Genomic DNA, 25,157 nt, shown 5'->3' with positions numbered 1-25,157 from the left:
TGTGACAAATAGACGAACTTCAATGTCATGCCGGACCTGATCAGGCATCTTCAATGGGGGTTGTATCTCTGCGGCAAATGAGGGGGACAAAGGGGTGATTGAGATCATTTCCCTGGAGAGGAACACAGTTTTTCTTACGACATCTCCCCCTGGAGGGGGACGAAGGGAGTGATTGAGATGGAGGTGCTAAGCCGGAATCTTGATCATTTGGTTTTAGCACAAGCGGACGCTTGCGCCAGTTGGGGTTATTTTCCAGATTTTCGCCTGTTGTCGTCCTTACAGAGCATTTGGCAGTTCTCAGCGGATGTTTTCCCACCTTCATGCCAAGGTGTTATATGGTCGCCTTCCATTTCTTCAATTTTATATTCTTCTGTACAAACGGGACAAATTCCTTTTTGGCGTTCGTAAGCTTCACGCTTTTGATTGTCGCTAAATGCTCGGATATTTAGAAACTTTTCTTTACGAGTTAGAACATACTCATAAATGCCTTTTTTATTAGTAACATCCTCATCTTGCATCAGTTCAGTAATCTCCTCTTCAAGTTTTTTGTGGTCAAATTTCTTATCCTTAAAATCATTGTAAAGAAGGCCCCACTGAATGCCTTTCATTTCTTTACGATACTTTGGAAACACCACCTTAACCCAGTTGATGACGCTTTGAAAATACAACCATAAATCATTAGCATTTGGCTCGTGCTGTTGCTTAGCCATATAATTCTCAATGTTGTCCTTACTAATCCATTTTATTGTTGTTTCCAAATAATCCTGTCTTATAGCTGTTCCGTTCAAATAGTCTCCGCCTAAGCCATAGGCAGCACAACCATTTTTACTGAAATATCTTTTTGCATCAGAAACCCAAGAGCCTGAATAGACTGCATTTCTTAGTTCTTGATCGGTTAGTTTCTCTCCTGAAATATTGATGGTTTTAAACCATTCCAATTTTTCACTATCCGTCCCACTGCATAAATAGACCATAATCTTATAGTTCAAGATTTGCTCTCGTTCGTCTTTTTGTAGGTTATGGAAATATCTGCTTTTGTAAGCAAAATCACCTTCAACGAACTGGCTTATTGAAATTGTTCGTTGTTGACCGTCGATAACTTCAAAATTACCATCATCACGAACCGCCCAATACATAACATTTAAAGGGAAATCCTTTATAAGAGTATCAATAACAGCCTCACGTTGCTTGTCTTTATAAATGAATTCACGTTGGTAGGGTGGACGAATATCTAACTTGCCATAATATCCGACAACACCACCTTCTTCATTATCTTCATATCCGTTTGTCAGTTCGCTAACGGTAATTTCTTTAAGTTCAATTTTCATTTCTGCACTTTCTTATTTCTGATTATTATTCGAGAGTACGGAACTGTGACAATCCCATCAACCATCATATACAAATCACCGTCAACTGCTCCACGTTTCTGAACTTCCTTTCTGTATTTCTTATGTTCAGGTTTGTATGGTTCGATTCCCATTTCAAGACCTAAATTTGCAATACCTACACCAATAATCTCGAATTGGTCAGGATTGTATTTGTCCATAAAGGTTATTGGAACACCCATAAAACCTTCATAGTCCATTGGAATGTCTTTTGTTACGTCAACATTGATTGCATCAAAATTTTCATACTTTGGATATTCTTCTGGTGTGTATTTTTTGTAAAGGATTAAATCTTCATGTCTTTTATTGATTTCAAGATTGGTAAACCAGTGAACCCCTGAAACTCTAATCATTCCTTCCTTACGGTCAGTTGCAGTTGCATAATCTTCATAATGTTCATTAATAAAGTGACCAGCACCACCTTTAAATCCGTAACCCAACCACAGCTTATTGTCACGAATTAAAGGAAAAATTTCTTTGTACTTGATTGCGTTCTGATGACCTACGATGACAAATTTTTTATCGTATTCAATCAATTGTGAAACGTACTCTCTAAATAGCGAGAATGGTGGATTAGTAACTATTATGTCTGCTTGTTTTAATAGCTCGATACATTCTTTGCTCCTAAAATCACCATCTCCTTTAAGTTGTTTTATCCCAATTTCATTTGGGTCAGGAACCATATTCCCGTTCTTATCGCCATTATATTCTAGGTAAATAGCTTGTTCAGAGTCATTTTGACTAAACAAGTCCATATTCTGGTTTTTGTAGCAAGCTGCAATTAGCTTTTTGAGTCCAAGTTTTTCGAAGTTATAGGAAAAGTAGTGGAAGAAGTTGCTAACTCTTGGATCGTCACAATTGCAGTAAACAACTTTGTCTTTGAAATGCTTTTTGTAATACTTTAATTCTCTTTCAATGTCAGACAGTTGAGTGTAGAACTCATCCTTTTTGTTGGTCTTTGCTTGATTTAAGTTCTTGTTTTGAGCTTGTTCTGTCATTTTCCAATTCTTGATGAGTTAAAGTTGCTGATTCTCTACGCTTTGCACAAATGGCATACAACATTAATGTAATGCGCACTGTGCGCATTATCCACCTTTCAAATATAGTCAGAGTGCGCGTTATCCCTCATATATGGAGGTAAACGCGCACTTTCATTCTGTCAGCCAGACTCTGTCCGGTTGTCGCTTTAAAACAAAAAACTCCTTCCCATTACTAAGAAAGAGTTTTTGATTTTGCTTTTTCAAGTCTTAATCCTCATCCATTGCTTGCTCGATCAGGTAAGCGAGGTATTCTCTGTGACCTGCCGTCGTGCTGTCCGGAGATTTTGCTTTAGCCAGCATTTTATCTATTGATTTTAGCTGTCGGAATGATTCCGCTTTGGATACATGGTTGTATTCATCTCCCATTAATATACCCACCAGCCGATTCACATATTCAGTCTGCAGGTTTTGCCTGCGGTAGTTCACACTTCCGGAGATGTCTTCGGAAAAGATACCGTCGGTCATATCTGTTGCATACTCAGATAATTTGTAGGTATTGCCATACATCTCAGTATCTATGATCCTCTGCCACGTTCTGGCATGCATCATATGGTTCAGGATGTTTTGCTGAAAGGCCAGTATCCGATCATGGATTTTGGGATCTTCCGTCTGTCCCCAAAAGTCGAAACCACGTCGTTGATTTTGAAGATAGTTGTACACCTCAGAAGGAGTTTTCATGGCATTCGGACTGAACCCATACGTGTTGATGGCTTTCATGGCACGCTTTTGCAGCGCATACGGCACAGGCGTAAATGGTTTGGTGGCACCTTCCTGCCCTATAAAGGCCCTGTCCACATACACGCCACCGGGGTAGCGGCTGATTGCTGTGAGCCCCACCCACCAATCACGTGTGAGAAAGTTGTAGCTGTTGTTGAAATACTGGTAGGAGGCGTTCTCTTTGGCCACCTTTTCCATCAGCCCTTTCAGGGATTGATCTATCAGCTTGAATCGGTCTATTGCATACTCAATCGGCTGGCTGGTCTGATCCCAGGTTTGCGCACGCGGATCTATCCCCCGGCCAGGCGCACGCATGTCATCAGCATCATTCCCAAACAGTAGTTCCGGCTGGGTGGAGCGGGACAAGATCTCGTTTAGTCCTGCTTCCTCTTCTTTCGGGTCAAACACTTTGTACCCGTACTCGATGGCCCACTTGTCATACGGGCCGGGAGTCACCTCATAGTAAAGGCCTTGCTTTTTTGGATCTAAGGCAAGATTTACCCCGGAGTAATCCATCACCGAACCGGTCATTCCGTTGGTGCTGGTAAATTCCTTATCGTGGATCTTCTCATTGTCCAGAAAGTGGCTAGCCTTAAAGTTGTGGTTCAATCCCAATGTATGACCCACTTCGTGCAGGGAAAGCATCATTAGTGATTGATTGATCAGTTCTTTCTCCTCTGCTTCTCCTCGTCCCAGTGCCTGGATCATGGTGCGTCCGGCATTGAAATTTGCTGCCAGCTCGGATGCGAAAGCGCAATGCTTCGCATTGAAGCGTTCGGGTGCCGATGAGGAACTACTGGAGTAGATGTCGTTCTCTGTGATCTGAGCACGAATAAATCCGTAATACATGATCACATCAGCTCCCAGCATTTGCCCGGTTCTTGGATTGAAAAAGCTGGGGCCAAAGGCACCCCCGTACAATCCGCGCGGTAGAGATACCCAGCGAATGACATTGTAGCGGATGTCATCTGCATCCCACTCGGCATCATCGGGTTGTATTTTCACCACCATGGCATTCTTAAATCCGGCCTGCTCAAATGCCCGGTTCCACCGAAGAATACCCTGCTTAATCGGTTCCCTGAAATCCTCAGGAGTCGTGTTCTCAATCCACCAGACGATTGGCTCCACTGGCTCAGATAGCTCAGCATTTGGATCTTTCTTTACCAGGTGCCAACGAGAGATCATATCCCTGAATGGTGTGGCGGAACGATCGACCATATCCGTGACGCGCTGGCCAAAGTAGCCAACCCTGGGGTCATCAAACCGAGGGCGATAGTCATTCTCAGGCATTTTGATAATGGTGTTATACACTTTCACACTTAAGAAGCGAGGGTCAGTAAGATCATCATCCCAAACAGGCCAAAACATACCGGCTGATGAATTTTCATAGACCATCTCTACCCTGAAGTCTGTGTTTTCGGCAAAGCTTTTGATTTGCAAAAACTTAGTCTTGCTGTCACTAAGACTGCCAAGCTTCAGGGCGTTTGGATCATTATTTCTAGGATCAGGCCGAGGGGTGATTTGAACAAATGCTTCTTTTAGAAAAAGTGGCTCTGCTTTAATGAGGTAAGTTTTGCCATCTTTGGATGAAGCTTCGATTTTTTCCGAATAGATGATTGGTCGATTCAGGTTGGCATCTTTCGCCCGACTCAGCGGATCGTTTGGATCGAAGTAGGCAGTGATGTTTTCGAGGGTAATTTCCATCCGCTCGTAGATTTTGCTGATTGTGAATACTTTCTCGTACCCATAGCTGCCTCGTTCGTAGAAGTCGAGAGGGGCATCCATGATTTGAGAAAAATGAATGTACTCGGTGTTCAACTGATCTTCGCGTACTTCGAGATATACACTACCATTGGCAGTATCCTGATATACTTTGAAGAGACCTTCATAAGCGACACAGGACTTTGTGATTTCGTCAATGGTCTTTTCTGATTTCTCTTCTTTCTTGTCTTCTTCTTTTTTCTTCTTGGTTTTCTGGGCGTGAATGGGAGCTACCAGTCCCATGCATAGCAATACAATAGCGATCTTTTTCATGTGTGGAGGTGTTTGTTATTCTGTTAAGTTACTAATTGGATGCTATATTCTTAGGAAATCTTGAGATTGGGGACTTATGCAAACAAAAAAACTCCTTCCCATAGTTGAGAAGGAGTTTCGTCTTATAGATAAGTTTTAAATCAGTCCACCTGCTTCACTTCCAGCACAAAGTTTTTATCCATTTGAAATAGATACTTATGTGCGGATGTCAGTTCTTCAGACTTGCTCGAAGATCGAATTATACTTAAAAGATCCAGAGCTAAATTGGATTTTGGATTGTTTTGCTTCTTGTTTTCAAACACCTCTAGTGAAAAAGTATACCCTGTTCGCTTCTGGTTGTTCAGATCTGCAAACTCATGTCGCTGAAATTGGTAAGTCTGTGGCCCCTGCTGTGCATCCACCATCAGTTTTATTATCACCGGCTTATATTTCATCCAAAGGTGCGTGTATTTTCCTTCGAAAGTTGCTTCCCGTATCATCTTAATATCCTATTGTTTCGGTTCGTTTTTTTTCACTGGCTCCTGTGGCGGCTCATCCACTATGTTTCCAAACTCATCCACATAGGCGATCATGTCATCCAGTGAACCGCTGGTTTCCTGGTCCTTCTTATCGAATTTCTTTTGGAGTTTCTCCTGACGTTTCTTTTTCTTCTTCTGTGCTTTCTGATTTTTTATAAAACTGTTCTGGGATCTTGCCATAAATACTTTTTAAATGAATTAATCGATTAATGTCACAGCTCGGCCGGTTTTACCTGCACGGCCGGTTCTGCCTATTCGGTGCACATAGTCGGTGTAGTTTCTCGGAGCTTCATAGTTGATCACCAGCTCCACATCTTTTACGTCGATTCCCCGTGCCACTACATCAGTAGCCACCAGCACGTGCACTTGTCCACGCTTAAATTTACTCAAAGCAATCTCGCGAGCCCGCTGTGACTTATCTCCGTGGATTGCATCGGCAGCAATGCCTGATTTTTTCAATAGCTCAGAAATCTGCTCGGCTTTACGCTTTGTCTCAGAAAACAGGATCGTACGGGTTTTTAGTTCCGAATCGATCAGGTTCTTTACCAACTGGATTTTGTCCTGTCCTTTCACATGACACACTTCCTGCTCTATGGCGTTGGTGTCCTGAGTGGATTGCTCAGCTTTCACATTGATCGGATCGTTGGTCATCTCTTCCACCAGTTTCTTCTGGGTAGGGTCGAGTGTCGCAGAGAAAAGCAGCGTCTGATCTTTGGATTTCATCTCCTTATTGATCTGCTGAATTTCCTTGGAGAATCCCATATCGAGCATTCTGTCAAACTCATCCAGTACCAATACGCTAAAATCATCCAGCTTCAGCAACCTTCGTTTCATCATATCACCGATACGTCCGGGTGTGCCAATGATGAAGTGGTTTGTTCGTTTCAGGGCCTTGATGTTTTCACCTACGGATGATCCACCGATCAAACAAGTAGAGAAAATGTTGAGTCCTCTTGCTAATGTTAGAAATTCGTCGTTGATCTGGGTAGCCAGTTCACGGGTAGGGGCGATAATCAAGGCGTAATTTGCCTGCTTATGCTCAATCATGTGCTGGATAATTGGGATCAGGAAAGCTGAGGTCTTGCCTGTGCCCGTGCCTGCAATACCCACAATATCTTTTCCCTCCAAAGCAGGAAGGATCGTTTTGTCCTGGATTTCGGAAGGAAGCTTAAAGCCCTTTTCCTTGATCTTGGCAAGCAGTTTATTGTCTAGTTCAAAATCTTCAAACGTATGCTTGTTTACATAGGCTTTACGTTCGTTGTTTACCGACCCCTTATTGGTAAACCTTGAGATATCCACCTTCTGGTTAGACTGTTGATTTCTGCGAGAAGGTTTTCTCTTACTGTTAGAGAAGTTTCTCTTTTTTCTTGTTTGTGTCTTATACATATAATTTTATCACGCTGTAAAAAGGAGGGTCCTTTCGCATTGATAAAATCGAGTCTCCATTATCGGATAGACAATGTGGTTGTTCGGCTTTACAAAATCGGGGACTCCCCATGTCATTCAAAAGCCGGAAACAATTAGAAATACTTGTGTTAGAAGGATTGCTAAGCGAGAACGCTCGTGAATAGAGCCGCAAATGTAGTATGTTATTTGTTATTAAGCTAAAGATTTTATTGATCTCCAAATTATTTTCGGTTTAATTACTTTTTTTCAAAACAGTAATTATTGACGGATCAGGAATTTGATGGAATTAATTAACCTTGTCACATGGCCTTTCTTTCCGACGTTGCAGATCATTTATTAGCCAATCATCGCGATCATTTAGGTGACTGCACGGTGGTATTTCCCAACCGCAGGGCGGGGTTGTTTTTGAAGAAGCACCTTTCTCAGAAAGTGGTCAAGCCCGTCTGGTCTCCTGCTACCCTCAGTCTGGAAGATTTCCTGTTTACGTTCACCAATACGAAGAAGACAGATCCGCTCTCACTTATTTTCGAGTTGTACGAAGCGTTCAGGTCGCATCAGGGTAGAGATGAGGGGTTTGAATCATTTTACTTCTGGGGTGAGATGCTACTTCGGGATTTTGAAGAGGTGGATCATTACCTCGTTAATCCGGAGCAGTTGTTCACCTATGTGAGGGATGATCGCCAGTTGGCAGAGGACTTTTACTTCCTCGATCCTGAGCAGGAGGCTATCATCAAAAAATTCTGGCAAGAGTTTTTACCCACGTCAACAAAAACTCAGGAGCAGTTTGTGGAGACATGGAAGATTTTACATCCGGTGTATCAAACCTTCAAAGAACGGCTGGAAAAGCAGGGGATTGGCTATACTTCGCATGTCTATCGCCAACTGGCTAGGGCTACTAATCAGATAACCTATGATTCTTCCAGGCGGCTGATTTTTGCCGGGTTTAATGCACTGACACCCGCAGAGGAGGTACTGATCAAGCACTTCATTTCTGAATATCAGGTGGAGGTCTTGTGGGATGTGGATGCTTATTACCTGGAAGATGATAATCAGGAGGCAGGAGATTTTCTAAGAAAATATCGGAAGGACCCCATTCTGGGCAAGAGCTTTCCCAGCCCACTTCCTGCCCGGGTGACCAAGCCTAAAGATGTGGATGTGACCGGGGTTTCGCTGGAAGTAGGGCAGGCCAAGCTGATCGGTGAGGAAATCGATCGATTGATGGAGGCAGGAGCAAAGAAAGAGGAGATTGTGGTGGTGCTCCCTCAGGATTATATGCTGTTCCCAATTCTCAATGCGATACCTGAAAGGGTGGACAAATTGAATGTGACGATGGGCTATCCTTTGAAGGACACTCCACTGTTTGGATTGCTGGAGGCTGCCGTGGAGTTGCAAGAGCATGCCAGCCTTTCGCCGGAAAATGGCCTTTCTTTTTATCATAAACCCGTGGTAGATATTCTGAGTCATCCTTATCTATATAAAGAGGATAAAAATCCGCTGGACAAGCTTATTGGGGATATTAAGAAAGCGAACCAGATCAGGGTGTTTCAGCAAGAAATACTGGAGATTCAATCAACGATACTGAATACGATCTTTCGTCAGGTTGGTGAAAAGGAAAGTCTGGCGGGCTACCTTCAAAGCATTGTTTCTGTGCTGGGCGATCAGGTGGTGGAGCGGTTTGGGCTGGAGCGAGAGTACCTGTATCACTTTCAGCAATTGCTATCAAGGTTGCGAGAGATTCTGGACCATCAAACAGCTACCATTGATATCAAGACTTTTAAAAGCTTGTTTCGAAAAGCGACCCGATCAGTGAAGATCCCATTTAGCGGAGAACCAGTGGAGGGGTTGCAGGTCATGGGAGTCTTGGAGACACGAAACCTGGACTTTAAGCATGTGCTGATGCTGAATATGAATGAAGATATTTTCCCCGCTTCACAGCGGGCTGGATCGTTCATCCCATATCGTATCCGAAAAGCATTTGACCTCCCAACGTTTGAAACGCAGGATGCTATTTATGCATACCTCTTTTATAGACTGTTCCATCATGCAGAGCAGTTGTCGTTCTATTATAATATGTATGCAGATTTTGGATTGAGTGGAGAGGTGAGCCGATTCATCCGACAGGTTGAGTTGGAAAGTGGGCTGGAGGTGAAGCGAAAGAAATTGAGCAATTCGGTGCAAGTCCATGAGATCAAACCGATCACTATTGAGACTACTCAGGAGGTGCTGGATAAGTTGGCCATCTATACCGATGCAGTTCTAGAGAAAGACCGGAAGAGACTATCCGCTTCCGCCTTAAACATTTATTTCGATTGCAAGCTAAAGTTCTATTTCCGCTATGTGCTCAGACTTTTCTCCGGGGATGAGATGAGTGATGACCTCAATGCCCGTCATTTTGGAAATGCCCTTCACCGCACGCTGGAGTATCTGTACCAAGATACCATGAAGGAGAAAGGCACTCGGATTATTGATGAGAATGACTTTTTACGACTGGAAGGTTCTATTGATGGGGCGATGGAAAAGGCCTTTAAGGAGGAATTTGGGATGAAGGGGAAAAAGCGATTTGAGTTCAAGGATCGAAACGTGGTGATGGCAGAGATCATCCGAAAGTTTGTGAAGCAGGTGGTTGAGATGGATAAAGCCTATGTTCCGTTTGAGATCGTGAGCTTGGAGGCTGAGGATAATTACGCACACTATCTGGAGATTCATCCGGATGGGAAAAAAATGAAGGTGAAGCTCGGTGCGGATATCGATCGGGTAGATCGTAAGAATGGCACGGTTCGCGTGCTAGATTACAAAACAGGAAGAGATGAGACAGAGATTGGCTCGTTTGATAACCTGTTTAGTGAAGAGGTGAGTTATAGGTATAAGGCTGGTAGGAAGGCTGGTTATCAGACTTTTTTCTATGCCTGGCTTTATGCTTCCAAGTATGGACAGGAAAACACAATTGTTCCCGGACTGGTCAATATCAAGCAGTTCTTTCAGCCAGATTTTGACTTCCGGTTGAAGACGGACGGTGTACGAATTGCAGATGCGAGAGGTTACCTTCAGCGGTTTGAAGAAAATATGAAAAAGCTTCTGGAAGAGATCTTTAGTAATGAGCATCCGTTTGACCAGACAGAAGATGTTACCAAATGCATGTTTTGTGATTTCAGAGGTATCTGTGAGCGTTAAGAAATACACTTTTCACCAGACTAATTTCAGAGTTCATCGAAATAGTTTTTGGGTTACTTTCCTGATTGGATTTGGCCTTTAATCCAACTTACAAAATCTAATTCTTCAAAATAAATAAATCAGAATATAATTCTAATATTTATTCATTATTATGATCTTAATAATTTATTATTTTGTAATAATGAGCTTATTAAGAATTTATGAATAATTCTATTTGTGCTGCAACTTTCCAAACCTTATGATCATCTTTGTAGTATAATCACACTAAAACGAACGAATCGCCATGGAACTTTCAAAGTCTTTATCTATAAAAATCAGGATTGGAATGCTGGTTTTGATAGGACTATTTATCCTTAGAGCATACTCTGATATTCTAATGTAATCAGGTTGCTTTCAGCATATTAATATTTAATTCTCTTCATACTATACATACTAAGTCCTCACTGAAAAGTGGGGATTTTTTGTTTGTCTTCCTGGGTATTTTGCCATAGATCATTAGGAAATGGTCAGGCCAATTAGTAAATTCAAATTAGATTCAATCCATGGGTTGAATCTATATGGTGGTTAGATTGGATCTTTTGATTTTATATCTCTGGGCCACACCAACCCAAAGGCGAGTAACCCTCGCCTTTTGGATTTTTACCGTTAAGCTCGCCAATTTACCTATCTCTTTGGATTTTGTAACCAATGCCTCTGTCCGGGGTATTATCATAGTCGGTGCAACCTTTTCGGATGCTTTGCATCACTATTAAAACAAACACCAGAAACTAAATATCATGGAAATATCAACTTCACTATCTACTAAACTGAGAATCGCGATGCTGATCTTGTTCAGCATGTTTGTGATCAGGGGATTTGCACAAACTACGGTGCAGGCGTCTCAAATCACGAAAGATATTCGAGAAGGGAAAAACATCTCATACGAAAATGCAACTATAGTAGGTGATCTGGATTTTACCTATATGGACGATAAGCTGCCCGATCTCCCGAGAAAATCCAAATGGTGGAATAACGGTGGGGACAATACGGTTGATGAGTCAATTGATGTAAATATCACCTTTAAGAATTGCACATTCAAAGATGATGTTTTGGCCTACATTCATGATGATCCTTCTGGTTATACGTTTATTGCTGACTTTGATAAAGATGTGATTTTTAAGAATTGTGAATTTCTGAAGGATGCCATGTTTAAGTACTCAGACTTTGATGGAGCGGCTGATTTCTCCGGAACCAAATTCCGAAGAGAATCAACCTTCAAGTATGCAGAGTTTGATGAAAAAGCAGACTTTTCAAATACGCTTTTTGATGACGATGCAACATTTAAGTATGCGCAGTTTGATGAGGGTGCGAGTTTTAAGGATGCAGTATTTGATGAATCATGGAATATTAAATACATGAAAGCCAGAGGGGACTTTGATATTGCCGGGCTAAAAGTTGGAGATGATATCGATGCGAAATACACCAAAATCAACGGCCGCAGCTTCACCAACTATCTGATAGAATCTAGAAATTAATTCTCTCTTCATATATACACGAAACCAACTCGTGACTTAAGTCTCTGATCATTTATCAGGGGCTTTTTTATGTTGTAGCACCTCCACAGCTGGAGCCAGCACCGGCTGTGCAGCCATAGCAGTGCTGATTGATTATGATCTCACGGCTTGTAAGGGCAGCCAGGTCAAAATCCCGGATGTGATTTGGTGCGTTCACCTTTAGCTCCAGCATCTGATTAAAATCACAATCGTAGAGATATCCATCCCAACTTACACTCAAAGTATTTCGGCACATGACCCCCTCTGCAGCCGCCGGATTAAAGGCATTCACCAACTCGTGCATATAGTCTTCATACTTTTCTGTCTTTACCAGGTATTCGAGGAATCGACTAATTGGCAAATTAGTGATCGTAAAAAGGTTGTTGAATTCGATGTTGTAAGCTCGTAGTTTATTCTTGAATTGCGTCTCAAGGGAGAGTTGGTCCCCGGGCAGAAAGGCACCCGCCGGATTATAGACCAGATCGAGTTTGAGGCCGGTTTCTTCCATCCCATAGCCTACTTCATTTAGCATTTGCAGGGCTTTGATGGATTTTTCAAATACACCTTCTCCGCGCTGTGCATCTGTTCTCTTAGCAGTAAAATAGGGTAGGCTCGATACCACATTCACCTTGTGTTTTTTAAAGAATTTCGGGAGGTCACTGTATTTTGGATTTGCCAAAATGATCGTAAGATTACACCTTACAATGATGTGCTTTCCAAGTGCGGAAAGTTCCTCAACAAACCATCGGAAATGAGGATTCATTTCAGGTGCTCCCCCAGTGAGATCCACGGTCTGTATATCCGTCCCCTTGATTGCATCCAGGCACTGTTGCATGGTTTCTTTGGTCATGATTTCCTTCCTGTCAGGGCCTGCGTCCACATGACAATGCGAACATACCTGATTACACATCTTTCCTACGTTTACCTGGAATATTTCAATATTGGTGGGCGTGAGTGGCGATAGGCCTATATCGGAAAGCTTGTCTTCAAATGAGGGGATATCTATAGCTTCTGCATCATCCAGTATTTCTATCTGACCCTCAGGTGACGAAAGTTTATGATTTAGTTTCTTCAGAGATTTCAGCATCATTTACATTAATTTATCATTCACATGATTCATCATTTGAACACCATGTACCAAAGAGGCCCCACCCCGGATGGCAGCTGCTACATGCACCGCTTCCATCATTTGCTCTTCATCCACGCCTTTAGCAAGAGTATCTGATGTATACGCTTCAATACAATAAGGACATTGAATGGTGTGGGCTACAGCTAACGCAATCAGAGACTTCTCTCTGGCCGTAAGCGCACCTTCAGCAAAGACACTTCCGTAATAATCAAAAAACTTGTCTCCTAGTTCTTTTTGCCACTTTGTGATATCTCCAAATTTCTTGAGGTCTTCGGTATTGTAGTATGTTTCTTTCATAGTTTAAAGATTATTATGTCGTTAAGTTAAAGCATTAAATTACCCTCCTATTGCTTAATCATATCAAACGTCAGATAAGTTACGAATGAAGGTATATCAATTACGAAAAACAGGGAAGCCGCAGATTTTAAAAATGGAAGATATTCCTGAACCTGATCCGAAAAGGGGAGAGGTCAAGGTAAAAATTGAAACAATTGGAATTAATTATGCGGAGATACTCTCCCGAAAAGGGCAGTATAGTTGGGCTCCAAAAAAGCCATATGTAATGGGCATGGAATGCTATGGTGAAGTAGTGGAGGTTGGAGAAGATACATCTACCTATAAGCCGGGGGATAAGGTGATTGTGGGACAGCAGTATGGTTCTTATGCCGAGTTTGTATGCGCTCCTGAGCATCTATGTTTTCCTGCATTTAAAGAATTTTCCCCGGAAGAGAATGCGGCCTATTTGGTAAATTTTATGACGGCCTGGGTCGGGTTGAAAAAACTCTGTCGGGTAGAAGCTGGAGAGCGCATTTTGATACAGGCTGCAGCAGGCGGGGTAGGTACTGCGGCGGTGCAAATAGGAAGGGCACTTGGATGTATGGTGTATGGAACAGCGAGTAAGGATTATAAGTTGGACTTGATTGAAAAATTGGGAGGGAAGCCGGTCAACTATGCAACGACTGATTTTTATGAAGAGATTATTAAGGATGGAGGAAAGGTCGATTGTATCCTTGAGACCGTGGGAGGGGATGTCTTCAAAAAAAGTATGAAGTTGTTGAATTCATTTGGTCGGATGGTAGTTATTGGTTTTGCGAGCATGAATTTGAAAATCTGGAATCCAATATCCTGGATCAAAACGTATATCGACGCTCCGAAAGTAAATATGATGAAAATGGCCATGGAGAGTAAAGGTATTTTTGCTTCACATATTGGCTATCTGACCACCAATGAAGAGCTGACAAGTGAAATTTGGGAAGAACTGTCAGCATTTACTTCAAAGAACAATCTTAAGCCTATCGTTGGAAAAGTTTTTAAGTTTTCCGAATTACCGATGGCTCACTCATTTATGGAATCAAGGGATTCGGTGGGCAAGATCGTTATCAGATTAGGTGATTAAGCGATACTTAATGTAAATACCTCTTTTGCATTATCATTTGATAAAAAAAATTCTAAAATTCTTTGCTTGTAAAGCAAAACGGTATAAATTCGAAAAATAGATAGTGAGTATCTATTTTCCATAGCTGGTTCTTAATGATGAAGGGTTGCCTACTAGCAGCCCTTCTTTTTTATTTCAGAAGTTTTGTTAAATTTATCACATGATAAATGATCGTATCTATAGATTGATCAGGGTTCTTGATATGAATCCTACCTCATTTTCAGATAGTCTGGAGGTTAGTGTTACGGTTATTTTCAATATTATCAAAGGACGGAGAAGCAAGCCCAGCTTCGATTTAATTCTGAATATCCTTAAAACATACGATAAGCTTAATGCAGAATGGTTGATTAAAGGAGAGGGGCCAATGTGGAATGATGACATTGTTACTTCTGCTGAGATCGCACCCAGCCATGTCAATCTGCAAGCGCGTATAAGGGAATTATTTGTAAAAATGAGGCTACAACGACCTGACTCTCATGAAGTGATGGAGCTGGAAGAACTAGTAAACTACCTAATTGAAGAAAGTACTGAAGAAAAGAATAAGTTAATTCTACTTCACGAGCGTCAGGAAGGTATGTTGAAAGTATTGAAAGATAAACTCAAATTGAAGATATAATCTTCAGCTAATCCACCATTCGGTAAGCAGCCAATTCTCTGGTAATTGTTCTTCTAAGTCTTACTCTTTCATATCTGTTGTATCCGATAACCAGTAATAGAACTGCCAAAAGGCTACCAGAAGTTAGTTTTGAATAAAACAAGATGGAGGCAATTCGTTCTTGCTTTTCTACTTCGTCAAAGTATCTCTTGGTAATCAGATCCATGTTATATCTTCGGTCGGTTTCCTGGATTTGCTCTTGAGTAATTAAGTACTCATTGAGGGCGGAGGAATACAAATCCTCATATTTCTTTGATTGGTTGAAGTCTTTGAGATCAAAGAGCGCATTGGCCTTTACCTTAAAAAGCTCAAATTGGCTAATGTCCTGCGTCTTATCCAAATACTTTTCAGCCATATTAAAATAAGCAAGTGACTGTTTTACCTGTCCTTCTTTATAAATTAATTCACCGAGTTCTTTGTAAGAAGAAAAGAGGGGGCTTTTATCTTCAAGAAGTTTTTTCTTTTCTATCGCATCATTGAAGTGAGCAATGGCTTCTTCACTTCTACCCAATGCAGCATAGCTCCTTCCTATGTTGTGCGTAGTATAAGCATCCAATTCATTGGAAAGCTTGTCAAAAACTAAAGAATTAAGGTGAGCCTCTATTGATAATTCGTAATATCCTGCTTCAAAATAAGCAATACCCAAACGGTTATTATACTTCCAAAAGTTTTTCGAAGTGTTGTCTGATTTGCTGATTAGATCACTTAAAATCTCAATTGCTTCATCATATCTTTTTTGATCCATGAGCAATCCGGCCTTGTTGAAATTAATACTATGCGTCTCACTATCGTTTGGAAGCATGGAAGCATATGAAAGTGCCTTGTTATAATATTCCTCTGCTAAATCGTAGGATTTAAATTTCCTGAAAATAACTCCACAGTTCTTATACAGGGAGGTGAGGGTCTTTCCAACTTCCGGATACCTGGCCTTTTCAGCATATCGAATTGCCTCCAGATAGTAAATTATTGCTTTGCCGTATTCCGCCTTTATGTTGCCATGTACATAAGCCAAAATGAAATTTGTTTGTACAATACCGTAATCATCTCCCTCTTCAATAGATTCGTCCAATAGATTTATTGCCAGTGAATATGCTGAATCCGGATATGAGTCGATTAATTGAGAAATTGACTCAACTCTTTCCTTTACAGGATTTGCGTGATTTAGAAGTGCAGTAAATAAAAGGATTAACGTTAGGAATATTTTCACTCCAAATAACTGTTTCTTTCACGCAATATAAAGAAACGCTACCAAACTATCATGGTAGCGTTTCTTATTTTTAGATGAAGCGGTCTATTAATTCTTTCTTAGTAGGAATTAATTGGACGATCCAGGTTTATCTGTGTCATCTTCATCTCCATCTCCTTCACCCTGAAGTGAATTCAATTCTGTGTCTTGAAGTAGTTCTTCCATAGCTGCATCTTCCTGACAAGCAGTAAGTGACAATGCTCCAACGATAACGAGGGCTGTAAATAGTTTTCTTTTCATAACTAATAAGGTTTTAATGATGGTTCAAATATACACAATAAAAATTATTTTACACATAACTAAAATATTTTTTTTTATAAATTATTTTTGTTTTGTATCCATCTGGCAATAAGTCAGTTATGTATGAATATTTATATATTAAGCAACTCAATTATCATTTGAAATGCATTGTTTTATCTTCGCCAGAAAAACATAGAAATCGATGAGATATTTACTGATCTTGCTAGTTGCTTTTGGTTGTAATACGAGCAAAGAGAAATTTGCCAGCTATGGAGGAGAGATATCCTCAGGTGATGCCATCACCACGATCGACTTTTTGTCTAAAGTGAGTGAGGAGGAATCTACTTTTAAAGTGAGAGGGGTAATTGAAGAAGTTTGTCAGATGAAAGGTTGTTGGATGACACTGAGAAATGAAGAGGGCGCCAATATTCGTGTGACTTTTAAGGATTATGGTTTCTTCGTCCCCAAAGACATAAGTGGGAGAGAGGTAATTATCGAGGGGGTCGCCATTAAGGAAGTACTGGATGAAGATGTGGCCCGGCACTACGCTGAAGATGGGGGTAAGGAATATGATGAGTCTATGAGAAACTCCATCTCCTTTGTAGCGGAGGGTGTTTTGGTAAAGGAAGGCTAATTATAAAGGCTTCTCTTTTTGGTTTTAGTGAAGAGCTGTCTAAACGAAGAGCCGGAAAGAGAAGCAAAACCTCCCGCTAGTCCACCTACCAAACCTGTCGCAAAAACCAAAAGAATGGGATCGCCTATTTGCATTACCTCAGCAATTGTGCTACTGAATACTGATTCATTTTTGACGTCAATGTTCCAGGCATGACCCATCCAAACTAACCCCACACCAAGGAATCCGGCCACAAAAGCATTTAATCCTGACGATGGGGAAACGTAGCAGACAACAAATGCAACAACCATTGCTGCCCACCATACGGACAATGGAGAGATGAAATAGGTTAATGCCCCAATAATAATTAGTCTAACGATTAGCTTCATTCCTGTGGTTTTAATGTTATGCTGTGCGTGATTTCTTTACTCGAGGATGACATTGAGTTCTCGAAATAGAGTTGGTTATATTGCCCACTTGCCCAATCATCAATCATGTGACCATAGGTAGGATTGCCGGGATTGCCGGATTGGCTGCCGGGATATACACCCCAGGCATTTACTTCACCATCCCCAAGCTCTACCACCATTCTCCAGGAAGGACCATGACTTGCAGATGCAGCATTCACGATGGAGCTATTTCCACCAATCTTTACCTTGCCACGACTAAATGGAACTATCCTCAACAGGTGCCTGATGGTCGTATTTTTAAATTGATACCAAAGCAGTGAATTCCCTTCATCTTCCAGATATTCCTCTAATTCAGCTATGGTTTCTTTGAATGTTTGTCGGAATAGGTCACCTGCGCTTTCTTTTATTCCATCAGTCCCTTTATTATCAATCATGAAGAAATCAGTTTGATTTTTGAGAATAGAGACTGTGTTGTACCAATTGGGTCTGTACACCGCTACATCACTGCTGTCAATTTCATCCCAAAGTTTATCGTTGACCTTATCCCACCATACATCATAGATGGTAGGAGCCTGCAGATCAGTTTCGTTGAAATAGTCCCAGTTTTGGAGCTTGCTGTAATAGCTCCACTCCAGGTCGGTGAAGGAAGCTGAGTCCAGGCTGTCCAGCATCATGGGAAGCGCTTCGGACGCATTATAGTTAAAATTGTCATGCTGAAGGGCCATCATATCTTCCACCTCAATATTGTCCATTACCCTGAGCCGGTCATTGATCCTTCTTCCCCGGTAGTACTCATAGTTATAGTCATATTGATAGTACGGATATAAGGTATCTGCTGCATGCTGATTTGCTGAGCTTACGAAATTTTGTGGTGGGTTTTTTACATGAAGATTGTGGGATTGTGGCATAAAGGCCTGCCACTCATGATCAATGTTGCTTCCATCCATCAAAAATTTGCCCTGCTCTTCCCATTTCACAGGAAACTTCCCATTGATCCAAAGCGCAATGTCCCCATTGACGGATGCAAAGGAATAATTCTGTGGTGGTCCTGCGAAGTAACTGAAAGCCTTTACCCAATCATCATAATTCACAGCCTTATTCCCTAAATACAGGGCCTTAATCTCCTTACTTGCATCGTGGGCGGTCCATCTCATTGCAAGATTGGTGGCTTCACTTCGACCGGTATTGAAATTCCTGTCATATACCACCGGGCCATGATGGGTGTAGATAATGGTATCATAATAGCTAAATGATCCTCGGGCTTTGATTTCTTCTACTACCTTTTTAGTGGGAACCCAGTTTCCATTATACAGGTATTCTTCACGAGTTTCGTCTTTAAACTGAATGTAATACCAATCTACCAGGTCTCGTTTCGCATTGGTGTTTCCCCAGGCTATGGAATCATTGAATCCGATGATGACACCTGGCCCGCCTGGCAGGGTGGCACCCATCACGTTGATCCCGGGGGCATTTAGTTGCATTACATACCAAATGCTGGGGAGATTCAGGCTTAGGTCTGGCTCATTGGTCAAAATCACTTTTCCGTTTGCAGTCTTTTCACCATTTACCACAAAGCTGTTACTACCATTGTTCGGATCTGGCTGTTCAATGAGCGGATCACTAAAAACAAGCGGAAAATCTACGTCTGGCTTATCAACCTGTATAGGATCGAAATCAAATGCTGTTCCGATTGGGATTACCGGATCAACAATATCGGGTCTCTCCGGATACAGGATCTCAAATACTTCTCGACCCCATTTTTTCAAGGCATTGGTATGTTCCAGGTCTCTTTCACCCCGTGAGAGCATATTATTCATGTTTGAAATCAGCAAGAAGCATTTGAATGGAGTCCATGCTTCCGGTTTATAATCTAGCAATTTGTATTCTATTGGTAGATCCGCATAGGAGAGGGATTCAATGTAGGCATTTACCCCTGCAGCATATGATTCTATAAGAGCATAAATATCCGGTTCTTCTTTCTTAAAAAGCTCCTCGGATTTTTGAGCTCCATATTTCAGGCCAATTCTTCGCATCTGTTTGTCTACATCTACAATACTGTTGTTCCCAATTTTCGGTCCTAAAATTTCCGCCAACCTTCCTTCAGCAGAATAGAGCTGAAACTCCATTTGCCAAAGACGATGGTATGCGGTGATGTAGCCTTGCGTAAAGAATAGGTCCTTTTCATTGCTGGCAAAAACGTGCGGAATCAAAAGCTCATCAAAATAGATGTTTACACTATCGGCCAGATCATTCTCTAGGGTTTTCGACTCAATAGTGATTGGTTCATTTTCAGCATTTTGCCAAAACCCATGAAATGGACTTAGGAATTTGCCCAGGGGTGGGATAGAATCAATCTTAGTGTTGAGTGTAATCCCAAGGGCAAGGGTGATACTAAAGGAAAGAACGAATCGAAGAGTTTTCATTGGCTGGTACTTTCGGCTATTTTCTTTAGCTGGTTGGTTAATAAAGTATAATTGACTTGAAAAATATCAAATAAATAGGGTAATGCCTATTTTTAAGCAATGTGGGGACGCAATTTTTATGTAGGGGTGCTTAAGCCTGTGTGTGATTGGCTCTTGGCTTTTTTTTTGTTGATTTTGATATCACCATTTTTCCTGTCGGTCACTTTAGTTCTCTTTATTCATTTCTTACGAAATCCTTTTTTTGTTCATCAGCGTGCCGGTAGAAATGAGCGTCCATTTTATCTTTTGAAATTCAGAACCATGAAGGTTGACTATGAGGAATTATCGATGACCGGGTTAGGCAAATTCATGCGGTCATTTTCGTTGGACGAACTACCTCAGTTGATAAATGTCCTCAAGGGGGATATGTCGCTTGTTGGCCCAAGACCACTTTTGATGGAGTATCTCCCATATTACAACATTACAGAACGATCCCGGCATAATGTAAAACCCGGGATAACCGGATGGGGGCAGGTGAACGGCAGGAATAAAATCGATTGGGGTGAGCGAATGAGATTGGACATTTATTACGTTGAAAATATTTCACTCTCATTGGATATGAAGATTCTTATTAAGACTCTCGTTGAGGTTTTCAAACGGGATAAAACCTCCTACGTGCAGGGGAAAACAATTAAGTTTAGTGAATACGCAGCTAACCGGTGAATAAGCAAAGAATATATCTATCCCCACCTAATTTAGTAGGAAATGAATACCAAAAGATAAGTGATGTTTTGGATAGTGGCTGGATTGCGCCTGTTGGTAAAGCCATTGATGAGTTTGAAAATCAATTGGCCGCCAGCTATGAAAACAAAGCAGTTGTGGCTTTGAATTCAGGTACGTCAGCCCTGCACCTTGCATTGATACTTTCAGGAGTTGGGAAAGGGGATCATGTGCTTATTAGCAGTTTCACTTTTGCCGCATGTGCCAATGTAGTGCTTTATCAGTCTGCCAATCCGATTTTTATTGATAGTGAAACACAAACCTGGAATTTGGACCCAGATCTATTGGAGGCATATTTGAAAAAGGCAAAGAAGATCCCGAAAGCTATCATCGTGACCCATCTTTATGGTATGCCAGCTCAAATTGATCGCGTATGTAGCATTGCAAAAGAGTATGGGATCATCGTCATTGAGGATGCAGCCGAAGCATTGGGATCTACCTTCAATGATCAGTATGTTGGGGGATTTGGTGAATTCGGGGTGCTGTCGTTCAATGGGAATAAGATCATCACTACAAGTGCGGGAGGAGCACTTATTTGTAGGGAGCAGGATAGGAAGCGAGCGGTTTATCTAGCCACTCAGGCCAACTCCGGCACTTTAGGATATGATCATATGGAGGTCGGTTACAATTATCGGATGAGCAATGTCCTGGCTGGTCTTGGTGTTGCGCAACACGAGCATCTGAGTGATTTCATATCCCGAAAGAGAGCAATCCATACCAGATATCAGGAAAGGTTGTCTGAACACTTTGATTTTTTGGCTGAACCTGTAGGCTGCTTTTCCAACCGATGGCTAACCACTGCAACATTGAGGGATTCAAATCGGAATATAGAAGAGCTGATTCAGTTTTTGGATGGTCAAAATATCGAGACCCGAAGGTTGTGGAAACCACTTCATCTTCATCAGGCTTATTCCGGTTACCCGTTTATCGGGGATAAAGTAGCGGAGGATTTATTTAATAGAGGGATATGCCTGCCTTCAGGAACGGGCCTACCAATAGAAGATCAGGATTTCGTAATTGATAAAATCAAGAATTGGCTATCCTAATAAGCTGAAGGTTTTTTGATAATTGCTTTGTTCTTTCTGCTAAACAAGTCAGGTGGGAGGTAGATTTCGGCTTTCAGGCTGATCTGCAAAAAGCTGTCATTATTGCCTGGATTTCCACGCTGAGCGCCGGGCTCAATCTGATCGTAGAATTCTGGATTTACCACACCAACTTCATCTTTCCGATCACTTAATAGCTGGGAGGTAGTGTTTCGAAACTCTGTGCCGTAAGTATTTGAGACGTCATCCAGGTAATCTGTAAATGCAAAGTGATAGGAAACTTCCAGATTTACATTTAAAAACTCATTCACCTTAAACTTTCCGCCCAGTCCAACTGGAACTGTAGTCACCCACTTCTTATATTCAACACCCTCTGTTTGAGCTTCTCTCAGCGCATATCTTTCTCCTCCTAATACCGCCGTAGGATTGTATTTCATATACCCAACACCACTAAAAAGGTAAGGATCAAAGTTCCATCTTTTATAGTAGTCACCCTGATAGGGTTTTAGATAGTAGATGGCGTGAAATTGAAAATGAAGGTTTCTTGAATCAAATGACAGATTTCTTTGTCGCTGAAACGAGCTATCGGCAGCATTCTTATCGGATCCATTAAAAGAGAAATAAGAAGCTTCAATTCTGGCACCAACTCGATTCAAGAGTCGAGCTTCAATGCCCACATTAAACAGGGAAAGTTCATCATTGATGCTGTTCCTGGAGTTTAGTTCGCCAAAATATGTGGAAGCCCCTGTGCCGATTGTAAATGAGAAATACCTGTCAGAATATTGCCAGGAGAGAAAGTTCTGTGAATAAATGGCAGAACTAAGAAGTGTAAGTAAGACTGTGAGGAATTTTCTCATTAGGATTCAAAAATATTGCAGAAAAGTTTCCGACCCTTCGGTCGGAAAACAATTTCTACAAATAATCACCCTAATCGTTTGCTTTTGCGTGTAAACCACATTTGTTCTGTTGCTACAAACACGGTTACTAATATCAATGAGAAAATTAATGTTGCCATAACTAATATGTACAATGCAATATTACGTCTGATGCTACCCCTGAAATGCTAGGGTAAAATCGTAAAAGCGATTAGGTATAATGCTTATCAAATGATAATGTGGGAACAAAAAAAGCGACCTTGAGATCGCTTTAATGAGGCGCTAAGCGGATTCGAACCGCTGTAAAAGGTTTTGCAGACCTCTGCCTAGCCGCTCGGCCATAGCGCCATATATTGATTGTAAAATTATGAAAAAACGAGTTGCCAACCAGAGATTGACAACTCGTTTAATGAATTACTTATCTTCTTCTTTAGCCTTCGCTTTAGAAGCTTTTTTTCCAGCATCTTCCATCTTGTCTTTCAGTGCTGATAGGGCATCAAGATCACCAAGCGTTGACTTCTCAACTTCCTTATTGATCTTATCAAGGGTGTTACCCTTTTTGCCTCCACCAGAAGACTTCTTAGAAGCAGCTTTTGGTTGCTCTGCGTCTGCATCCCAAACCGAAGTATGAGATAGAACGATTCGCTTATCATCTTTTGAGAACTCCAATACTTTGAACTCTAATGTTTCTCCCTCAGCAGCCTTAGATCCATCCTCTTTCTGAAGGTTTTTGGGTAGTACCTGACCTTCAAGTCCGTATGGAAGCTCTACCGTGGCATTCTTATCAGTTACGCTAGTGATCGTACATTTATGCACAGATCCTTTTGTAAATACTGTTTCGAATGTATCCCAGGGGTTTTCCTCAAGGTGCTTGTGGCTAAGGGCTAGTCTTCGATTTTCGATATCAAGCTCCATTACTCTCACCTCAAGCTCATCACCAACTTTCACAAATTCTGATGGATGCTTGATTTTCCTAGTCCAGGAAAGATCAGAAACGTGAACCAAACCGTCGATTCCTTCTTCAAGCTCGATGAACAAGCCAAAGTTGGTAAGGTTTCTTACGGTTCCTTTATGCTCAGTTCCAATTGCATAATTGGTAAGCACATCTTGTTTCGTCCATGGATCCTCAGTAAGCTGCTTGATACCAACAGACATTTTTCTTTCTTCTCTGTCTATAGTTAATACTACTGCTTCTATTGTGTCACCTACATTGATAAAATCAGAAGGATTTCTCAAGTGCTGAGACCATGACATTTCAGAAACGTGGATCAGGCCTTCTACTCCTGGGATGATTTCAAGGAATGCGCCATAATCAGCCACATTCACAATCTTACCTTTCACTTTAGAGCCCACCTCTATATTTTTATCCAATGAATCCCAAGGATGATCAGTAAGCTGCTTCATACCAAGAGAAATTCTTTGCTTATTATCATCAAAATCGAGTACAACCACATTTACTTTCTCATCAAGGTTGAGCACCTCTTCCGGGTGATTGATTCTGCCCCAGCTGATATCAGTAATGTGTAGAAGTCCATCCACACCGCCAAGGTCGATGAATACACCGAAGTTGGTCATGTTCTTGATCACACCTTCTAGTACCTGACCTTTTTCAAGGTTATTGAGGATTTCAGCTTTTTGCTCTTCAATATCCTTCTCGATGAGGACTTTGTGCGATACTACCACGTTATCATTCGTGTAGTTGATTTTCACCACTTTCACCTCCATAGACTTACCTACGAATATGTCAAAGTCCCTGATTGGCTTCACATCGATTTGGGATCCTGGAAGGAACGCTTCTACCCCATATACATCTACAATCAAACCACCCTTGGTTCGTCGCTTCACAAATCCTTCAATCACTTCATCATTGTCAAGAGCTCCCTGGATAGATTCCCAAGCCTTAACAATTTTCGCTTTTCTTCTAGAAAGAACAAGCTGTCCGTTTGCGTTCTCTTGCTCTTCAATATATACCTGTACTTCGTCACCTGCTTTTAGGTTAGGCATATCTCTGAATTCTGATAGAGACACCAAACCATCTGATTTGAAGCCGATGTTTACGATAACTTCTCTGTCAGTAATACCTACTACAGTACCGGCGATTAGTTCTTTCTCGGTGATTTCAGTAAGTGTGTCTTCATAAAGCTTTTCCATTGCTTTACGATCAGCTTCTGAATACTCATCGTCGAAACCGTCATTGTCAAAATCAAAGTCATCCACAGGCTCTGGAGCCGGAGCTTCTTTTTTGATTTCTTTCTTTTCTGCTTTAGGTTCCTCAGCTTTTACCTCTTCAGCCTTCGCTTCCACTTTTTCCTCCTTCACCTCTTTTGTTTCTGCTTTCTCAGCCTTTGCTTTGGTTTCTTTTTTTGCAGTTGTTTTGGAAGCTTTCTTTTCGTCTTTTACTTCCTCTTTTTTGTCATCTGCTTTTTTCGTAGCTGCTTTTTTGGTTGTAGTTTTTTTAGCAGTTGTTGCTTTGGTTTCTTTTTCCTCAGCCTTTGCAGTTTCTTCTTTCTTTGCCATAATAAAAA

21 protein-coding genes and 1 tRNA gene are annotated in these 25,157 nt (G+C 41.4%); 7 read left to right on the top strand and 15 right to left on the bottom strand.

What is annotated here, in order from left to right; all coding sequences use genetic code 11:
* Window positions 1-245: 245 nt before the first annotated feature.
* From RLN88_RS07870 to RLN88_RS07845, 6 genes are all read right to left on the bottom strand, one after another.
* Window positions 246-1,328 carry an HNH endonuclease family protein gene (locus RLN88_RS07870; protein WP_350220843.1) on the bottom strand — a complete coding sequence of 361 codons (1,083 nt, stop codon included), beginning with the start codon at window positions 1,326-1,328 and terminating at the stop codon, window positions 246-248.
* The gene (locus RLN88_RS07865) at window positions 1,325-2,383 is read right to left on the bottom strand and encodes an adenine-specific methyltransferase EcoRI family protein (protein ID WP_350220842.1); all 1,059 of its coding nucleotides are present in this window, start codon (window positions 2,381-2,383) and stop codon (window positions 1,325-1,327) included. Before RLN88_RS07865 ends, RLN88_RS07870 begins: the two co-directional genes overlap by 4 nt.
* 249 nt (window positions 2,384-2,632) lie before the next feature.
* Complete coding sequence (locus RLN88_RS07860; RefSeq protein ID WP_350220841.1) at window positions 2,633-5,176, bottom strand: zinc-dependent metalloprotease; 2,544 nt, start codon at window positions 5,174-5,176, stop codon at window positions 2,633-2,635.
* 140 nt (window positions 5,177-5,316) lie between these two features.
* Entirely contained in the window at window positions 5,317-5,655 is a 339-nt protein-coding gene (locus RLN88_RS07855; protein ID WP_350220840.1) for a hypothetical protein, read from the bottom strand.
* A gap of 9 nt (window positions 5,656-5,664) precedes the next feature.
* Window positions 5,665-5,874 carry a cold-shock protein gene (locus RLN88_RS07850; RefSeq protein ID WP_350220839.1) on the bottom strand — a complete coding sequence of 70 codons (210 nt, stop codon included), beginning with the start codon at window positions 5,872-5,874 and terminating at the stop codon, window positions 5,665-5,667.
* An 18-nt stretch (window positions 5,875-5,892) separates the two neighbouring features.
* Window positions 5,893-7,080 (bottom strand): DEAD/DEAH box helicase, encoded by a 1,188-nt coding sequence (locus RLN88_RS07845; RefSeq protein ID WP_350220838.1) that lies wholly within the window; start codon window positions 7,078-7,080, stop codon window positions 5,893-5,895.
* Window positions 7,081-7,404: 324 nt separating this feature from the next.
* Between RLN88_RS07845 and RLN88_RS07840 the strand changes: the two genes are divergently transcribed.
* Both RLN88_RS07840 and RLN88_RS07835 read left to right on the top strand, forming a co-directional pair.
* A complete protein-coding gene (locus RLN88_RS07840) occupies window positions 7,405-10,272 on the top strand; it encodes a PD-(D/E)XK nuclease family protein (protein ID WP_350220837.1) in 2,868 nt (955 codons plus the stop codon).
* Window positions 10,273-11,048: 776 nt separating this feature from the next.
* Window positions 11,049-11,786, top strand: a complete 738-nt coding sequence (locus tag RLN88_RS07835) for a pentapeptide repeat-containing protein (protein ID WP_350220836.1) — start codon at window positions 11,049-11,051, stop codon at window positions 11,784-11,786.
* A 67-nt stretch (window positions 11,787-11,853) separates the two neighbouring features.
* Here RLN88_RS07835 and arsS read toward each other — a convergent pair whose 3' ends face one another.
* Both arsS and RLN88_RS07825 read right to left on the bottom strand, forming a co-directional pair.
* Window positions 11,854-12,888: an arsenosugar biosynthesis radical SAM (seleno)protein ArsS gene (gene arsS, locus RLN88_RS07830; protein WP_350221366.1), complete on the bottom strand. Its 1,035-nt coding sequence runs from the start codon at window positions 12,886-12,888 to the stop codon at window positions 11,854-11,856.
* 6 nt (window positions 12,889-12,894) lie between these two features.
* Window positions 12,895-13,230 carry an arsenosugar biosynthesis-associated peroxidase-like protein gene (locus RLN88_RS07825; protein ID WP_350220835.1) on the bottom strand — a complete coding sequence of 112 codons (336 nt, stop codon included), beginning with the start codon at window positions 13,228-13,230 and terminating at the stop codon, window positions 12,895-12,897.
* A gap of 85 nt (window positions 13,231-13,315) precedes the next feature.
* On the opposite strand from RLN88_RS07825, the gene RLN88_RS07820 reads away from it, so the two are divergent.
* Both RLN88_RS07820 and RLN88_RS07815 read left to right on the top strand, forming a co-directional pair.
* On the top strand, window positions 13,316-14,329 hold the full coding sequence (locus tag RLN88_RS07820) for a quinone oxidoreductase family protein (RefSeq protein WP_350220834.1): 1,014 nt from the start codon (window positions 13,316-13,318) through the stop codon (window positions 14,327-14,329).
* A gap of 199 nt (window positions 14,330-14,528) precedes the next feature.
* The gene (locus tag RLN88_RS07815; RefSeq protein ID WP_350220833.1) at window positions 14,529-14,984 is read left to right on the top strand and encodes a hypothetical protein; all 456 of its coding nucleotides are present in this window, start codon (window positions 14,529-14,531) and stop codon (window positions 14,982-14,984) included.
* A 7-nt stretch (window positions 14,985-14,991) separates the two neighbouring features.
* Here RLN88_RS07815 and RLN88_RS07810 read toward each other — a convergent pair whose 3' ends face one another.
* Both RLN88_RS07810 and RLN88_RS07805 read right to left on the bottom strand, forming a co-directional pair.
* On the bottom strand, window positions 14,992-16,230 hold the full coding sequence (locus tag RLN88_RS07810) for a tetratricopeptide repeat protein (protein WP_350220832.1): 1,239 nt from the start codon (window positions 16,228-16,230) through the stop codon (window positions 14,992-14,994).
* A 108-nt stretch (window positions 16,231-16,338) separates the two neighbouring features.
* Complete coding sequence (locus RLN88_RS07805) at window positions 16,339-16,509, bottom strand: hypothetical protein (RefSeq protein WP_350220831.1); 171 nt, start codon at window positions 16,507-16,509, stop codon at window positions 16,339-16,341.
* A 202-nt stretch (window positions 16,510-16,711) separates the two neighbouring features.
* Between RLN88_RS07805 and RLN88_RS07800 the strand changes: the two genes are divergently transcribed.
* A complete protein-coding gene (locus RLN88_RS07800) occupies window positions 16,712-17,143 on the top strand; it encodes a DUF4920 domain-containing protein (protein ID WP_350220830.1) in 432 nt (143 codons plus the stop codon).
* On the opposite strand, the gene RLN88_RS07795 is transcribed toward RLN88_RS07800, so the two are convergent.
* Together RLN88_RS07795 and RLN88_RS07790 are read right to left on the bottom strand one after the other, a co-directional pair.
* Complete coding sequence (locus tag RLN88_RS07795) at window positions 17,140-17,511, bottom strand: hypothetical protein (RefSeq protein ID WP_350220829.1); 372 nt, start codon at window positions 17,509-17,511, stop codon at window positions 17,140-17,142. The two genes, RLN88_RS07800 and RLN88_RS07795, sit on opposite strands and share 4 nt — an antisense overlap.
* On the bottom strand, window positions 17,508-19,955 hold the full coding sequence (locus tag RLN88_RS07790) for a penicillin acylase family protein (RefSeq protein WP_350220828.1): 2,448 nt from the start codon (window positions 19,953-19,955) through the stop codon (window positions 17,508-17,510). The genes RLN88_RS07795 and RLN88_RS07790 overlap by 4 nt, the downstream gene beginning before the upstream one ends.
* Before the next feature lie 99 nt (window positions 19,956-20,054).
* Between RLN88_RS07790 and RLN88_RS07785 the strand changes: the two genes are divergently transcribed.
* Both RLN88_RS07785 and RLN88_RS07780 read left to right on the top strand, forming a co-directional pair.
* Window positions 20,055-20,657: a sugar transferase gene (locus RLN88_RS07785; protein WP_350220827.1), complete on the top strand. Its 603-nt coding sequence runs from the start codon at window positions 20,055-20,057 to the stop codon at window positions 20,655-20,657.
* The gene (locus RLN88_RS07780; protein ID WP_350220826.1) at window positions 20,654-21,760 is read left to right on the top strand and encodes an aminotransferase class I/II-fold pyridoxal phosphate-dependent enzyme; all 1,107 of its coding nucleotides are present in this window, start codon (window positions 20,654-20,656) and stop codon (window positions 21,758-21,760) included. Before RLN88_RS07785 ends, RLN88_RS07780 begins: the two co-directional genes overlap by 4 nt.
* Here RLN88_RS07780 and RLN88_RS07775 read toward each other — a convergent pair.
* From RLN88_RS07775 to rpsA, 3 genes are all read right to left on the bottom strand, one after another.
* A complete protein-coding gene (locus tag RLN88_RS07775; protein ID WP_350220825.1) occupies window positions 21,757-22,614 on the bottom strand; it encodes a DUF6089 family protein in 858 nt (285 codons plus the stop codon). The genes RLN88_RS07780 and RLN88_RS07775 overlap by 4 nt on opposite strands.
* Window positions 22,615-22,909: 295 nt before the next feature.
* Window positions 22,910-22,980 (bottom strand) — tRNA-Cys (locus RLN88_RS07770).
* 66 nt (window positions 22,981-23,046) lie between these two features.
* Window positions 23,047-25,149: a 30S ribosomal protein S1 gene (gene rpsA, locus RLN88_RS07765; protein ID WP_350220824.1), complete on the bottom strand. Its 2,103-nt coding sequence runs from the start codon at window positions 25,147-25,149 to the stop codon at window positions 23,047-23,049.
* Window positions 25,150-25,157: the final 8 nt, after the last annotated feature.

The sequence above is a fragment of the Ekhidna sp. genome (assembly GCF_040223195.1).
Classification (GTDB): domain Bacteria; phylum Bacteroidota; class Bacteroidia; order Cytophagales; family Cyclobacteriaceae; genus Ekhidna.
Note: the sequence above shows the minus strand (reverse complement) of the source record. Positions and strands in the feature narration are given on the sequence as shown.